Origin of the sequence: Erysipelothrix sp. HDW6C (assembly GCF_011299615.1) — a bacterium.
Taxonomy (GTDB): domain Bacteria; phylum Bacillota_I; class Bacilli_A; order Erysipelotrichales; family Erysipelotrichaceae; genus Erysipelothrix.
This window is the reverse complement of record NZ_CP049861.1, coordinates 648,753-664,521: the sequence shown is the minus strand read 5'-3', so window position 1 is coordinate 664,521 and position 15,769 is coordinate 648,753. Positions and strand designations below refer to the sequence as shown.

The 15,769-nt window shown below is 39.0% G+C and carries 14 protein-coding genes; 1 reads left to right on the top strand and 13 read right to left on the bottom strand.

The window, feature by feature from the left end; translation table 11 throughout:
- Positions 1 to 2 precede the first annotated feature (2 nt).
- The 6 genes from G7062_RS02875 to G7062_RS02850 all read right to left on the bottom strand — a co-directional run bounded on the left by G7062_RS02875 (position 3) and on the right by G7062_RS02850 (position 6,686).
- Positions 3 to 1,022 carry a sugar kinase gene (locus tag G7062_RS02875; RefSeq protein WP_166064422.1) on the bottom strand — a complete coding sequence of 340 codons (1,020 nt, stop codon included), beginning with the start codon at positions 1,020 to 1,022 and terminating at the stop codon, positions 3 to 5.
- Between the two features lie 13 nt (positions 1,023 to 1,035).
- Complete coding sequence (locus G7062_RS02870; RefSeq protein ID WP_166064421.1) at positions 1,036 to 1,875, bottom strand: bifunctional 4-hydroxy-2-oxoglutarate aldolase/2-dehydro-3-deoxy-phosphogluconate aldolase; 840 nt, start codon at positions 1,873 to 1,875, stop codon at positions 1,036 to 1,038.
- A gap of 4 nt (positions 1,876 to 1,879) precedes the next feature.
- On the bottom strand, positions 1,880 to 2,944 hold the full coding sequence (gene uxuA / locus G7062_RS02865; RefSeq protein ID WP_166064420.1) for a mannonate dehydratase: 1,065 nt from the start codon (positions 2,942 to 2,944) through the stop codon (positions 1,880 to 1,882).
- Between the two features lie 98 nt (positions 2,945 to 3,042).
- Positions 3,043 to 4,047: an ABC transporter substrate-binding protein gene (locus G7062_RS02860; protein WP_166064419.1), complete on the bottom strand. Its 1,005-nt coding sequence runs from the start codon at positions 4,045 to 4,047 to the stop codon at positions 3,043 to 3,045.
- Between the two features lie 51 nt (positions 4,048 to 4,098).
- Positions 4,099 to 5,124: an ABC transporter permease gene (locus G7062_RS02855; protein WP_166064418.1), complete on the bottom strand. Its 1,026-nt coding sequence runs from the start codon at positions 5,122 to 5,124 to the stop codon at positions 4,099 to 4,101.
- A gap of 14 nt (positions 5,125 to 5,138) precedes the next feature.
- Positions 5,139 to 6,686, bottom strand: a complete 1,548-nt coding sequence (locus G7062_RS02850) for a sugar ABC transporter ATP-binding protein (protein ID WP_166064417.1) — start codon at positions 6,684 to 6,686, stop codon at positions 5,139 to 5,141.
- Between the two features lie 367 nt (positions 6,687 to 7,053).
- On the opposite strand from G7062_RS02850, the gene G7062_RS02845 reads away from it, so the two are divergent.
- Positions 7,054 to 7,416, top strand: a complete 363-nt coding sequence (locus tag G7062_RS02845; protein WP_166064416.1) for a hypothetical protein — start codon at positions 7,054 to 7,056, stop codon at positions 7,414 to 7,416.
- A gap of 35 nt (positions 7,417 to 7,451) precedes the next feature.
- Here G7062_RS02845 and G7062_RS02840 read toward each other — a convergent pair whose 3' ends face one another.
- From G7062_RS02840 to G7062_RS02810, 7 genes are all read right to left on the bottom strand, one after another.
- Positions 7,452 to 7,931, bottom strand: coding sequence for a redoxin domain-containing protein (locus G7062_RS02840; protein ID WP_166064415.1), 480 nt, complete (start codon positions 7,929 to 7,931; stop codon positions 7,452 to 7,454).
- Between the two features lie 12 nt (positions 7,932 to 7,943).
- Positions 7,944 to 8,411 carry a hypothetical protein gene (locus G7062_RS02835; protein WP_166064414.1) on the bottom strand — a complete coding sequence of 156 codons (468 nt, stop codon included), beginning with the start codon at positions 8,409 to 8,411 and terminating at the stop codon, positions 7,944 to 7,946.
- Between the two features lie 106 nt (positions 8,412 to 8,517).
- Positions 8,518 to 9,498: an aldo/keto reductase gene (locus tag G7062_RS02830; RefSeq protein ID WP_166064413.1), complete on the bottom strand. Its 981-nt coding sequence runs from the start codon at positions 9,496 to 9,498 to the stop codon at positions 8,518 to 8,520.
- 115 nt (positions 9,499 to 9,613) lie between these two features.
- The gene (gene tgt, locus G7062_RS02825; RefSeq protein WP_166064412.1) at positions 9,614 to 10,765 is read right to left on the bottom strand and encodes a tRNA guanosine(34) transglycosylase Tgt; all 1,152 of its coding nucleotides are present in this window, start codon (positions 10,763 to 10,765) and stop codon (positions 9,614 to 9,616) included.
- 19 nt (positions 10,766 to 10,784) lie between these two features.
- Positions 10,785 to 12,596 (bottom strand): translational GTPase TypA, encoded by a 1,812-nt coding sequence (gene typA / locus G7062_RS02820; RefSeq protein ID WP_166064411.1) that lies wholly within the window; start codon positions 12,594 to 12,596, stop codon positions 10,785 to 10,787.
- Positions 12,597 to 12,737: 141 nt separating this feature from the next.
- Entirely contained in the window at positions 12,738 to 13,754 is a 1,017-nt protein-coding gene (locus tag G7062_RS02815; RefSeq protein WP_166064410.1) for a LacI family DNA-binding transcriptional regulator, read from the bottom strand.
- A 101-nt stretch (positions 13,755 to 13,855) separates the two neighbouring features.
- Positions 13,856 to 15,733, bottom strand: coding sequence for an alginate lyase family protein (locus G7062_RS02810; protein WP_166064409.1), 1,878 nt, complete (start codon positions 15,731 to 15,733; stop codon positions 13,856 to 13,858).
- Between the last annotated feature and the right edge of the window lie 36 nt (positions 15,734 to 15,769).

Here is a 15,769-nt window from a genome sequence, read left to right as displayed (position 1 = left end):
TCCTATCGTTGTACGCGACCTGTGCCATCACCGGCAGCAAGCGCTGTTACTTCAGCCACGCTAACGCGGTTGTAATCACCTTCAATTGAGTGTTTCAGACAACTTGCCGCAACTGCAAAATCAACTGCTTCTTGCGGTTCATAACCATGCATTAGTGCATAAATAAGTCCTCCAGCAAATGAATCCCCACCACCAACACGGTCGACAATATGGATATCATATTGTTTTGAGAAATATGGTTTTTGATCGACATAAACCATCGCTCCCCAACGGTTATCATTGGCAGTAATGCTCTCACGAAGTGTGATTGCTACATATTCAAAATTGAATTTTTCTTTAAGTTGTTTTGCGACATCAATGTATCCTTCACGGTTCAATGATCCCGCAGTAACGTCTGTTGCATGGGATTTAATTCCAAATACTTTTTCGGAATCTTCTTCATTTGCAATCAAGACATCGATGTATTTGGCGAGTTTTGTCATTGTTTCCGATGCTTCTTTGGTTGACCAAAGTTTCTTTCGGTAATTGAGATCACAACTGATTCGCACACCCTTTGCCTTGGCAACTTTGCAGGCCTCTTCACAGATTGCAGCGACATTATCGCCCAAAGCTGGGGTGATTCCTGTAAAATGGAACCAATCTGCGTCCGTGAAAATTGCGTCCCAATCGAAGTCTTCTGGTTTTGCAGTTGCAATTGAAGAATGTGCTCGGTCATAAATGACATTCGATGCACGTTGAGATGCGCCTTTTTCAAGGAAGTAGATCCCGACACGTTCACCACCACGCGTGATGAAATCTGTATCAACACCATTGGCACGCAAATCATTTACGGCACTGTCGCCAATTTCGTGAGTAGGGAGTTTGGTTACAAAACGTGCTTCATCACCATAGTTTGCCAGTGAAACAGCGACGTTTGCCTCTCCGCCTCCAAAAGTTGCCTCATAATCATGTGCTTGTGTAAAGCGATAGTACCCATGGGGTGCAAGACGGAGCATGATTTCTCCAAATGTTACTACTTTCATATTGACCTCCTGATTAACGTTCAATTAATTTAATATTTTTTCCTACAATTTCACTGCTCATGTGACCTGACTCCATTTTTGGTGTTGTAAATTCATAACCTTTTGAAGCCAGGTTGTACATTGCACGTGATAGATGTGTTGTTGATACAACATAGTGTGATGTGCGTTCAATATCAAGAATGCTTAAAACAGCGTCATTCGAAGATTCCATACCATCCAAACGTAAATCGATCATTTGGTTAACAGCTTCTTGCGAAATTCTTACAATCTCATCATAATTCCCAGATTTTATCAAAGCATCACTGACCATCCACGTACCACCACACGCAATGATTTTATCACTGCTCAAATAGCGCATCATATTCTTAAGATTGACACCACCTGTTGGCATGAATTTCATATTTGGATACGGTCCTGAGAGTGCATTAATGGCATCCAATCCGCCATTCACTTCAGCGGGAAAGAATTTTACGACTTCCAATCCACACTCGATTGCTTGCTCAATATCCGAGGCATTCGCACATCCTGGAAAAATTGGGATGTTTTTCTCAATGCAATATTTAACAATTTTAGGATTCAATCCTGGGCTTACTATGAACTTTGCGCCCGCTTCGATGGATGCATCCACCTGTTCCGTTGTAAGAACTGTTCCTGCTCCAACAAGCATTTCTGGGTATGTTTCCGCAATCAAACGAATGGATTCGTAAGCAGCATCTGTACGAAAGGTTACCTCCGCACACGGAAGTCCCCCTTCAATAAGCGCCTTTGCGAGTGGAATTGCATCCTTTGCGTCGTCCAATTTAACAACGGGAACAATTCCGATATTTTTAATTTGCTCTGTAATAGTTGTCATAGGGTTACTTCGTCTTCGTTAAACTTTCCCAAATACCATTGAGGTAGGATGCACCAATTGCACGGTCGTAAAGTCCATAACCTGGCATTGCGATTTCACCCCAAATTGCGCGTCCATGATCAGGACGAACGGGGCCATCGAATCCTGTATCATACAATGCTTCCATAATGCGGTACATATCCAGTGAACCATCGGATGATAAATGTGCTGCTTCATCAAATTTCTTGTCACCAAGATAGATAATGTTACGTACATGCGCGAAATGAATACGTCCTTCTAAAGCGTGAATCATTTCAACAAGATCGTTTTTAGGATTTGATCCGTATGAACCACTGCAGAATGTAACACCATTGTGTTTGTTATCGACAGCTTTCATCAAACGAACTAAGTTTTCTTTATTTGTGATAATACGTGGTAACCCAAAGACTGGCCATGCTGGATCATCAGGGTGAATTGCCATCTTAATACCGTATTTTTCACATGTTGGCATAATGCGTTCAAGGAAATAAACAAGGTTATTAAAGAGATCTTCTTCGCTTACAGTACTGTATAATGCAAAGAGTTCTTTAATATGTTCCATACGTTCAGGTTCCCAACCAGGCAATACAAATCCATTCGACTTTTCATCAATGGATGCAAAGATATTATCAATATCGATTTCATCAATGATTGCTTGATCGTAGGATAATACTGTTGATCCATCTTCACGCATTTTTGCTAAATCGGAGCGAGTCCAATCAAATACTGGCATAAAGTTATAACACACCATATCAATGCCTTCTTTACCGAGGTTTTCCAAACTTTCGATATAGTTGTCAATATACATATCGCGTTTATCAGTTCCAGCTTTAATATCATCATGTACGTTTACACTTTCAATTCCTTCAATCTTTAATCCTGAAGCTTCTACTTCCTCTTTAAGAGCGTGAATTGCTTCTTGTGTCCACACTTCACCAGGTTTTGTATCGTAAAGTGTTGTGATTACACCTGTCACTCCAGGGATTTGACGAATTTGTTCCAATGTAACGCTATCATAGCCTGTTCCGAACCATCTTAATGTCATTTTCATATTTAATTGTCTCCTCTATCTCTATTTTTAAAATATATATGTAAGGTACTGAACACGTTGCATCCAGTACCTTATCTTGCACACTAATTTATGCTTCCTTATTTCGTAGGATTAATAATTTCTTGTACTTCTGGATTGTCGATGTTATTCTTTCTGACAACAAGAACACCGGTATCAATTACTTTTTCTGCAGGTTTGTTACCTTTAGCAAGTTCAACCGCAACTTTAACTCCCTCATAACCCATCATGTATTGTTTTTGTACAATTGTTGATGCTGTAAACCCATCTGTTCTGATGAATTTTTCCATTTCAGGTGAGAAGTCAAACCCAACCATTGCAATATCTTGACGGTTTGCTTCAGTTAATCCTGTAACAAATCCTACAGTACTACCGTTGTTTGCTCCAAATACACCTTTAAGGTTTGGATATGTTGTTAAGAAGTCTTGTGTAAAGTTAACAGCTTTTGTGATATCACCGTCGTTAACCTTAACGTCTTTATTTAATACTTCCCATGTCTTTGGTGCATTTGCATCCCAGTATTCATTGAAGCCAGCCAAACGGTCAATAATTGTTTGCGATCCACTGTTACCAATTTGCATTGCGACTTGCGCTACTTCATCTTTTGAAACACCTTTTTCTTCAAGCAATTCGATCATGCTCTTAGCAGCATCACGACCTGCAGCAACATTATCTGTAAGTAATGCAGCACTGAAATCGTCTGTATTAATCATTGTATCAACGGCAACAATAGGGATTCCTGATTTAAAGGCATCAGAAACTGGGTTTGCCATTGCTGTACTGTCAACAGGTCCAATAACAATTGCACTTGCTTGTGCTGAAACAGCATCTTGAAGTTGTTGTACTTGTTTTTCAACTTCTGCTTCGTTTGCTAAACCTGTAACAACAAGTTTGACACCAAGCTCATCGGCTGCAGCACGTGCACCCTCTTCAACAACTGACCAATATTGATTACCAAGAATTTTTGTTAAGAAATAAACTGTTATTTCTTCATCACCGCCTGCTGGCTTCTCGTCATTTGAGCTACATCCAACAAGACCGATAAATAGTAAACCACTTAATAATACTGTTAATAACTTTTTCATGTTTTCCTCCGTTATTTTTTGTATCTTCAACGATAGTGTGCAAATCGTTGTTTAAGATTGTTTTTTGTGACGATATACTTCGAGTGCGACCGCACCAACAAGAATGAAACCAATAATGACTTGTTGAATGAATGAGTTAACACCGCTTAGGTTTAGACCGTTACGGAGCACACCCATCATGAGCGCACCAATAATAGTGTTGATAATCGTCCCTTCACCACCACTATTTGAAACACCACCAAGAACTGATGCAGCAATTGCTTCAAGTTCATATCCTTGACCCGCCATTGGTTGCGCAGATGAGATACGTGATGTAACCAAGATTCCACAGATTGCAGCAGAGAATCCACTGACACAGTATGCAAACATACGTGTTCTCACTGTGTTGATTCCAGATAGTTTGGCAGCTTCTAAGTTGCTACCACAAGCGTAGATTTCACGACCAATGCGTGTCTTCGCTAAGACAAAATACAGAATAATACCATAAACTAATGCAATAATTACCGAGTAAGGTAATCCAGTTCCACCAATTTTCCCAGCTCCGAAGAGGTAGAAGATATCTTGGGTTGACTGACTTGCGATTACATTTGTATAGATAGGTTTACCATCAACAATAACGTTGGCTAAACCTCTAAATACCCATTGTGTTCCCAAGGTTGCGATAAAAGGCACAACCCCCAGGACTTCAATCGAGAATCCATTCAAGATTCCCATCAAAATTCCAAATATCAACGAAGCGATAAATGCGATTGGCCAAGGAATTCCCATGGATAAGAGTGTTAATACAATAATCCCTGACAGCGCCATTGAAGCCCCAGCACTAAGATCGGTACCACCACTTACCAAACAGAATGTAAGTCCATAACCAATAATTGCATATGTAACCACTTGTTGTGCGATATTAATTAAGTTACCTGTAGATAAAAATAAACCTTTTTTTGTAATTGCGAAGAATGAGAAGAGTAAGATCAAGGCTACGCCTGAGAACAACGCCTTTCTTCCACTTGCACTAATATGACTGAGTACTTTAACCTCTCCGTCATCAGCCTTGACAGCTCGTTTCATAAATTTCATCATGTTTCCTCCTAAATTTAATCCAAGGTGCTGATATGAACTTCAGCATCCTCTTTAATCAATGATGATTTCTTTGTCTTATTGTAACCAGCAGCTAAGAAGAGTATTTCCTCTTGGGTTGCGGTCTTCGCGTCAAGTTCGCCGTTTAGTCTACCTTCGTGAATGACAAGAACGCGATCACTCATCCCCAATATTTCAGGTAATTCAGATGATATCATGATGATACCTACACCTTGATCACTCAATTCATTGAATAACTCATAGACTTCATATTTCGCACCAACATCAATACCACGCGTTGGCTCATCAACAATGAGTAAATCAACGTTATTGCATAACCATTTTGATAAAACAATTTTTTGTTGATTTCCACCACTTAGGTTTCCAACAAGTTGTTGAATTCCTGGTGTCTTAATGCGCAATGCCTTTGTATAATGTTCTGCATTTTCTTTTCCAAGTTTGTCATCGACAATCCCAAACTTTGTAATGTTTGGTAAATGTGCCATGTTGATGTTGTACTTAACATCAAGTCCTAGAGCGAGACCATCAAACTTACGATCCTCGGTTGCGTATCCGATTCCATGTTTGATTGCATCACTAACTTTGTTTATCTTGATTTGCTCACCATGCATATAAATTTCTTTCGAAATAACAGGATCAGCACCGAAGATGGCACGAACAATCTCAGATCGTCCCGACCCCATCAGACCCGATATCCCAACAATTTCACCTTTACGCACTTCTAAGTGATCCAATTCAATGTTGTCTTTTGTCTTAATATTTTTTGCTTCAAAGAATACTTCACCAATTGTTCGGTCGTATTTGGGGAACTTATCATCCAATTCACGGCCAACAATCATGTTTACAAGTTCATCAACAGTAAGATCACAATAGTTATGGGTTCCAATATACTGACCATCACGAATGATTGTGACGCGTTCGCAAATGCGTTCAAGTTCTTCCATACGATGCGAAATATAGACCATTCCTACACCTTTTTCTTGGAGTGTCTTGATGATTTCAAACAATTGATCGATTTCTTTTTCTGTAAGAGCAGCAGTTGGTTCGTCAAGAACAAGAATCTTTGAGTTATAAGATATTGCCTTCGCAATCTCAACCATTTGTTGCTGAGCAACACTCAATGTTCGTGTTACAGCACGCGTGTTTATATTAATTCCGAGTCCATCCAAAATTTCTTTTGCTTCACGATGCATCTTTTTATCATCAATGAACAACCCTCGTTTTGGTGGTCTTCCAATGAATATGTTATCTGCAACCGTAAGGTGTGGACATAAGTTAAGCTCTTGGAAGATAATACTTACCCCCAATTCTTGCGCTTTCTTAACGGTGTCAATTTTTACTTGCTCGTTATCGATGAATATCTTACCCTCATCCTCTTGATAAACACCTGACATAATTTTCATAAGCGTTGATTTTCCCGCGCCGTTTTCACCAACAAGCCCGTGTACTTCACCAACGTTTACGGAGAATGAAACATTGTCCAAAGCTTTTACCCCAGGAAAACTTTTGGATATACCTTCCATCCTAAACAATTCTTTAGCCATAGCTTACTCCTTTTCTACAATTAGATTACCGATTTCGGAAACCGGTTTCCTAACTAACAAAAAATATATATGCGCTAATTTTGAAAGCGCATCCATCTCTGCTAATAAAGTCATACTATCATTCATATTTTTTTCTGTCAACAGATATTCGAACATTTCGGTAAACGGTTTCACAGTTTTTTGCAGCCACTGTTAAGTGGAAATTATATAAATATCCCCTTGTAAGTAGCGATTTTTAGTTTACCGGTTCCTTAAAAAGATTTGAAAATATATTCTCACTTGATAATATTTTATCAAATTCACAAACTTCACAGGTTTACATCTTTTTTTAATATGCTATAATTTCATCAACAATCGGAGGTATCACATGTCATTAAACAGTTTATTTAAATCTAAAGAAGAAAAAGCACAAGATTCAAAGGAATACTTGGACAAATTGTTTCCATTCGGTCTTGAACAACGCGATATGTTAATGGAAGTAACAAATATTCTCTTTCCGGATCATAAAAAGACAAATTTATTTTTTAATTATATCGTTGCGAAGCAAAACTATCTGGATGAGAAACTCACAGATGACAAACGCGAAAAAAATGTTACGAAGTTCATCAAAAGAATCCGTCCTCGTTTGGATCAAGAGAAACAAGAACAAATCCTTCAAGTCATCATTTATGATTGCCAGCTTGAATCTTTGATTAAACCACTGGATTTCATCGCTAAGTACAATCAATAAAAAAAGAAGCAGCCATTTGGTTGCTTCTTCTTGTTTTAAAGTCTATCCGTAATATTTTTATAGTTGGGTTCATGACTGATGTCATCCAACACTTCAATGTACTCCACAAATCCTTCTTCATCTACGAGGATTACAGCACGTGCATATTTTTTTATAAGTGGAAGCTGCAGTCCCAGTCGCAACGCAAGATCACAATTCTGATCACTAATCATGATTGCATCCAAACCCTCCGTTGCACACCATGCATCAAAATCTTCTTTTGAATTTGTAGATACATTCAACAATACAGCATTCTCAAGATTTCCAACCTGTTCGATGAACTTACGTGTTTGTAAATTACATACTTTTGTATTTACATCTGGAAAGGTACTAATGATTACTTTCTTTCCCATAAAGGTTAGATGGTTGATCTTATTCCCTTTTGTATCCGTTGTCTCAAAATTTGGAATCTTTTTATGAAGTGCAATTGCATCCCCTTTGAGATAAATCGGAATACCAAATAGTTTCGTTTTCATGGGCTTCGCCTCCTAGAAAATATCTCCGTGTATCTGAATATATTGCATGAATGATCGTTGTACTTCTCTATTATAACTCTCAATCACAAATCGTGACATTGATTCGACCGCAAATGGTAAAGAATCAACAGCAAAGAACTCATGATTTTCGTTGGATACAAAGTCCTCTGAATAGTAAATCGTATTGATAGTATACAACTCTTCACCGTTTGCAAGAATCTGTTTGTTTTCAGGCCCGGAATGGACGCGTAGCAGTGACAGACTTCCGACCGTTAAATCCATGGTGCTTTGTGCTTCAATGCGGAGCGAGTTTTCAAGTGTTTGTTTGGGTCTAATTTGTGTTGATGGAAGTGTGTAAATGCCTTTGTTATTTTTAACTAACAAAACACGTCCTTCTTTATCCATAGCAACAAGTGTTGCTAACGGTACGATTATCGGTTCGTCTTGAATCTTTTTGATTGCTCGTTTTATACGTGACATAAGTGTTGCCTCCATGCTTCACAGTATGCACTATCAATGTGTAAAGCATACGAAATCACACTCTTACACACAATATTCCATACAATTACCGCTAAAAGAGGTTAAATTACTTATGCCCCATTATTGGATGACTACTATATTTTTCATCAAGATAATCAATCTCCTCATTTGAAAGTTTGAGGTCAAACGCTGCGACAAAGTCATCCAGGTAAGACAGTTTTGTGACACCTACTATTGGTGCAGTTGCACCTTTTCTCCAAAGCCAGCTAAGTGCCACCTGAGCAGGGGTTACCTTATGTCTAGATGCTACTTCCTGTACACGTTTTACAATTTCTTTATCGCTTTCTTGGGTATTATCATACTTGTGGTGAGCTATTTTATCCTCTGTAAATCGCTTTGAGCTTGACTCCCAGTTTCGAGTCAAACGTCCTGCAGCAAGGGGACTATACGGAACAAGAGCGACACCCATATCCCTACACATCGGTATCATCTCCCGTTCTTCTTCTCGATAGAGCAAATTATAGTGATTTTGCATTACTGAGAACGGTGTCCATCCATTTATTTTCGCAGTATACTGTGCTTTTGAAAATTGCCAAGCAAACATTGATGAAGCACCCAAATACAAGACTTTTCCACTTTTCACAAGATCATTCAACGCACACATCGTCTCTTCAATTGGTGTCGAATAATCCCATCGATGTATATAGAGAATATCAATGTAATCCAGCTCTAACCGTTCTAATGATGCTTCTACTTCTTCGAAGATTGCTTTCCTTGATAGACCAGATCCATTAGGAGTCGACCGCATTTCTGAGCCAACTTTTGTAGCGATAATGTATTCATTTCTTTTTGCATATTTTTTTAAAGAATGCCCTAAGAAGACTTCACTTGTTCCCAAGGAATAGACATTTGCAGTGTCATAAAAATTAATTCCCAGTTCCAAACTTTTCTTTATGATTGCATCCGATTCCACCGCATCCAATACCCAAGTATGCATCCAGTTTGCAGATACATCACCAAAACTCATCGCACCTAAGCAAATTTTCGATACTTCTAATCCTGTTGAACCGAGTTTAACATATTCCATACTATTACCTCCTTGCAGGTATTATATAACTTAGAGTTAACTTCAAGTCAAACATATTTTTGATATTATGTACAAAAAAAGTGTATCCCCAAATGTGGAGTATACACTTAATTAATTAGAATCCAGATGTATTGCCATCATTTAAACCATAGGCTTCATAGACTTCATCACGAAGTTCAAGCAAACGGTCTTCTTTAATTGCTTCACGAATATCCTCCATTAGTTTCAATAAGAAACGCAGATTATGGATGGATAACAAGCGCATTCCCAACCCTTCATTCGTACGAATGAGATGGCGAAGGTAAGCACGTGTGTAATTGGTACATGCCTCGCAGTCACAATTATCATCAAGTGGTGTAAAATCACGCTCAAAGAGTTTGCTCTTTATATTGATGCGCCCCTTACTTGTCATTGCTGCACCATGGCGAGCAATACGGGTTGGTAGGACACAATCAAACATATCGACCCCACGAATAACACCTTCAAACAATCCATCAACACTCCCAACACCCATGAGGTAACGGGGTTTGTCTTCTGGAAGATACTTGATAGTATCATCGATCATCTTATACATGACATCCTTGGGTTCACCAACACTGGTTCCTCCAATTGAATATCCAGGGAAATCAGCAGCCACCAATTGCTCAGCATGCCACTTGCGTAAATCCTCAAATTCACCACCTTGGCAAATTCCAAACAACGCTTGATCATGTGGTCTTTGATGTGCTTCTTTACCACGAACAGCCCATCGAACAGTACGTTCAATGCTTTCCTTCATGTATTCATATGTCGCAGGATATGGAGGACATTCATCGAAACTCATGATAATATCCGCACCCAGGTCATTTTGAACTTGAATGGATTTTTCAGGTGTAAGGAAGAGGGCATCACCGTTAATATGATTCTTAAAGTGGACCCCTTCTTCAACAATTTTACGGATTTTCCCCAATGAAAACACTTGGAATCCGCCACTGTCAGTAAGGATTGGACCATCATAATTCATAAACTTATGGAGTCCACCTGCTTCTTTCACAATGTCTTCTCCCGGTCGAAGCCATAAGTGATACGTATTACTTAGGATGACCTGTGATTTGATGTTGTGTAGATCTTCAGGAGACAAGAATTTTACAGTTGCGAGCGTACCCACGGGCATAAACATCGGTGTTTCGACGATACCATGAGGCGTCTCAATCGTTGCAAGACGCGCTCCTGTTTCTTTTTCTTTTTTCAGTAAAGTATATTTTAAGGGTTGATTGCCCAATGCCATTACTACACCTCTTTCTTAATTACTCTGCAGATTTACGGTTTGCATTTTTTCTTTCGTGTGGTTTCAAGTAACGTTTACGAAGACGAATAAAGTTTGGTGTAACCTCTACTAATTCATCATCACGAATAAACTCAAGTGCATATTCCAATGTTAATTGGATTGGCGGTGTAAGTTTCATCGCTTCATCACGTCCTGAACTACGAATCGCTGTCAGTTTCTTATTCTTAATTGGGTTAACGTCCATATCTGTATCACGTGCTGCAATACCCAGAATCATACCTTCGTATACTTCTGTTTGGGCACCGATAAAGAATTGGCCACGTTCTTGTAAGTTAAAGATTGAGTAAGCCATTGATTGACCTTGCTCTGTTGAGACCATTGATCCGTTTTGGCGTTGTTGGATTGAACCCTTCATTGGTTCATAACCAAAGAATTGACGAACCATTGTTCCTTCACCACGTGTTGAGTTGATAAAGTCTCCTCGGAAACCAATCAATCCACGTGTTGGCACGCGCCAGTATTGTTTAACCATACCGCGATCTTCGGTCATATCAGTCATTTCACCTTGACGTAGGCTAATTTGTGAAATCATTGTTCCTGAATATGCTTCAGGGACTTCTATAATAACTTCTTCAATTGGTTCTTGTTTCTTACCATCAATCATTTGTGTAATAACTTCTGGTTTTGAGATTGCAAGCTCGTATCCTTCACGACGCATGTTCTCGATTAAAATTGACAAGTGAAGTTCTCCACGTCCTGATACTCTAAATGTATCCGGTGATGCAGTTTCTTCAACACGAAGTCCAACGTTAACTTCAAGTTCTTTTTCCAACCGTTCTTTGATGTTACGTGATGTAACATATTTTCCATCGCGTCCAGCAAAAGGTGAGGTATTAACCATAAAGTTCATCGAAAGTGTTGGCTCTTCAATAACAATTGGTGGGAGTGGATCAATGTGATCGGTGTTATTCAATGTGTTACCAATTGAAATATCATCGATACCTGAAACCAGTACAATGTCCCCTGCGTAAGCAACTTCAGATTCAACACGTTTTAATCCTTGGTATTCAAAGATTTTGTTGATTCCTTGTTTCTTAACAGATCCGTCATTATGTGCAATCGCAACTTGTTGACCTTTTTTGATTTGGCCTTTTGTAATACGTCCAATTCCCAAACGTCCTAAGTAATCATCATATGCTAATGACGAAATTTGGAGTTGGAGGGGATCGTTATCGTAATCTGGGTAGAGTGGCGTATGTTCAACAATCTTATCAAACAATGGTTTGATGTTGACACCTTCTTCTTCTAAGGTATCTTGAACAATATATTTCTTCGCAATTCCATAAAGAATTGGGAATTCGAGTTGTTCGTCTGTTGCATCAAGATCCATAAAAAGTTCGTAAACTTCTTCAATTACTTCTGCAACACGACGGTCTGGCTTATCAATTTTGTTGATAAGTAAGATTGGCTTTAAGCCTGCCTCCAATGATTTTTTTAACACAAAACGTGTTTGAGGCATTGGACCTTCCGCACTGTCTACAAGAAGAATAACAGTATCAACTGTTTTGATGATACGTTCTACCTCACTTGAGAAATCGGCATGGCCTGGTGTATCAACAATATTGATTTTGATATCACCGTATTGGATACTACAGTTTTTGGAATAGATTGTAATACCACGCTCACGCTCGATATCATCACTATCCATAACCTGGTCTTGAACTACTTGATTTTCATGGAATACACCCGCTGATTTCAACATTGCATCAACTAATGTACTTTTACCTGCATCAACGTGAGCAATAACTGCTATGTTAATTATTTTTTTCATATTACATCGTTTCCTTTTCTATAACTGATTTATTATACATGAATTCCTACCAAAAGGGTAGAAAACGCAATATTTAGTTGGTTTTTTTACTGTTAGGGTTTTCATTTCTTCAAAAAGAAAAGATGAGATAGCCCATCTTCTCTATTGATGTTTCAATGTCGATTCTTCCCAGTTGACAACACATTTGAGAATCTGGGTTGGTACTTCGTTATTTATTGCCTCGATTTTATCGATAAGAATACGAACAGCGACACTGCCTTCTTCATATGCTGGTTGTACAATCGTTGTAACGGAGGGTGAAGAAAATTGGGTCCATTCTGTATTATCAAACCCAAGAAGTCCGATTGTCTCAGGTATCAAATTCTTATAAGGTTTTATCCCCATGTATACAATTGGGAGCAACCAACAGTTAGCTGCAAACACCAATGTCTTTTTGCCAAGATTCAGATGTTTACTAATCCGATCTTGAATTTGATCTGAGGTCACTTCGTAATCAACGATCTCCATTTGGCAATCGCGATCACGCATTGCAAGGGCATCAATGAATCCTTGGGTGCGTTCTTGACGTGTACTAAGGACGCTTGGATCGGCGGTAATCATGATAAATTCATCATAACCCAAATCAATCATTTTTAAGGTTGTTTCCAAGACTGCTTCATAGTTATTTGTCTTGACCCATGAATTGTTTTGCATGTCGGTTTGTGAATCAATAAATACCAATGCTTTATTATTTGCCTTAATCTTTGGAATGAGGCTCTTGAACTGTGTTGTCGGTTGAACGATGAAGCCATCAACTCCCAACGCCAACATACGGTCCACGTATTTCTCTTCATTTTCGAATTCATAATTTGAGTTCCCCACAATAAGCTGATAGTTATCAATTTTTGCGGTATCGTCAATCCCCTTGACTATTTTATTGGCAAAGTCATTGGTGATGTCCCCAATAATAACACCAATTAATTTCATACTTTTAGCATTCAAAGATCGTGCCACAGCACTTGGACTATAGTTTGTTTCTTGAATAACTGCTTCAATGCGTTGGCGCGTATCGGCACTCATTTTGTCATATTTACCATTGAGATAAAAAGATACGGTTGTTTTTGACGTTCCCGCAAGGGAGGCAATATCATTAATTGTGATCTTCGACTTTCGTGTCATGCGTGTCTCCTCGTTCATTTTCTACTCTATTATAATACTTAGTAAACCGCTTAACAAGGTTTTCTCACTTATGCGAAGCACAAATGCACTTTGCATATTTTTTAAGTTCTCAAGACCTTCATTGTTTTATCTGTAATCACAAGTGCCTTAGCATGGAAGGGTTGTTCATCAACAAATAGAATTTTATTACCGCGCCAAATTTCTTGATGGAGGACAACAGTTGTGATGGTGTCATCAAATTGATACGCTGTCGCAACACTATCATCGACTCGATTTCCTGCCCCTTGAATTATTTCTTTTTTGATTACCGTCATCGATTCTGGGTAAAACAAGGTTGTTGTTGTCAGTGTATCGGTGAAATTGATTTCTTGCATTAATACGGTATGTTGCACACATTCGTTATAATGAGCCGACATTAGCGTTTCATAACTTTCAAGAGTGCCTTCTGTCATGATATTAAGCTTATGACCTCGCTGTGTCGTAAGACAATTATCTTGGATTTTTACTGTGGGATCAAGTTGGTAGCGAATGCTCGCCTTATGATTTCCCAAACAATGGACTTCATCCGTAATCTGCCAGATTCCACTATCATGGACCAGAATTTTTCGAATGTGTGTCACCCCTTCTCCATAAGTTCCCCCTTCATAATAGTGGGTATCTTCATGATGGCGTACGTAATTTTTTAGTGGTTTAATAAATTTTGCATTGGTCCAGGAATCAAGCGGTTGTGCTATTGGGTTGTCATCAAGAATCACGCTGTTGTGCGCAGCCATTGACTTTAGAAATGTGCGTTCCATACGGTCTTCACGGTATGTAAAGCGTCCCGAGTCTACCAAAACAGGATCCCCTTTATAATACGTTGCATAATGCAAGTTATCACAATGACCATGTCCACTCCCCAATGAACCATTGGTAAAGAGTGTAAAGTTCGCATTGTTTGACCAATCACTGCGTGTTGTATACATACCCGAATCATGGCCATCAAATGAGCGTAGTGTTATGCTCTCCGACTCCAATGGTACCAAAGGGATATTGAGATAGATGAGTGATGAGATATCCATGGAGTCACCAAAGTTTAGATACCTGCCATCCTTTAGTACATACGCACATTGCGTCATGATTGTTGTGAGATCACTGCGATCCGTGTCTCCAAACATGACGAGTTTGTTATCAGGTGTACGTTGGTACATCAGTGCATCTGCCATACGTCGCAAAATTGTATCAATCTCTGAATCTTCAAGAATACGTTGTGCTTTCATAACATAATTCATGACTTCAACATGATACATGGTCGATTGCTCCCAGTGGAAACCATCGTCATAAACTTGAATGCGAAGTTGCTGTTCCAATTCTCGTTTTGCCCATTTAAAGTCAGCATTATTTTGGTAATCCGCGTCCAATAACGGTAAGACTTGAATAAAGACACTGGTTTGAATGCTTCCCCAATTGCTCAAGGTATATTTGGGCAGATAATTTTCACGCAAATAAGCAAATTGTTTCCGGATGGATTGTTCAATATGCGCTATATCTGCACTGCTGATGACTTCCAAATAAATAAGATATGGAAGTGCTTCTACCCAATGAGAAATCCGCATTGCGGTATCAAGTGTCCGCGTCGAAGTCCCTGGAAGCATGACATCATGGGATTGAATCCACGCCATTATTAAGGTACGTGCATGTTCTGCATATTTTTTTTCACCGCAAATAACAGAAGCATTTACAAGAATTGGAATGACTGACATACGATTTAACATAAATGTCCATTCATCATCACCATTGGGACACACTTCCCAATCAAACGGATCAATAGTATACGGCTCTGCGCAGCGTTCCATATCCCATGTTTCTACAAAATAGTACCGATTTTCCAGTAAATCATCGGCTTGTTTGCGGATGTGTTGTTGGTGAGACATGAGTGATTGACGGTATTGATCAATGGATATTAATGTTTGTGTATTTAACTCTAATTGTGATTTCATCCGAACCTCCATGAAAGAAAAAGGGACTACGCATGC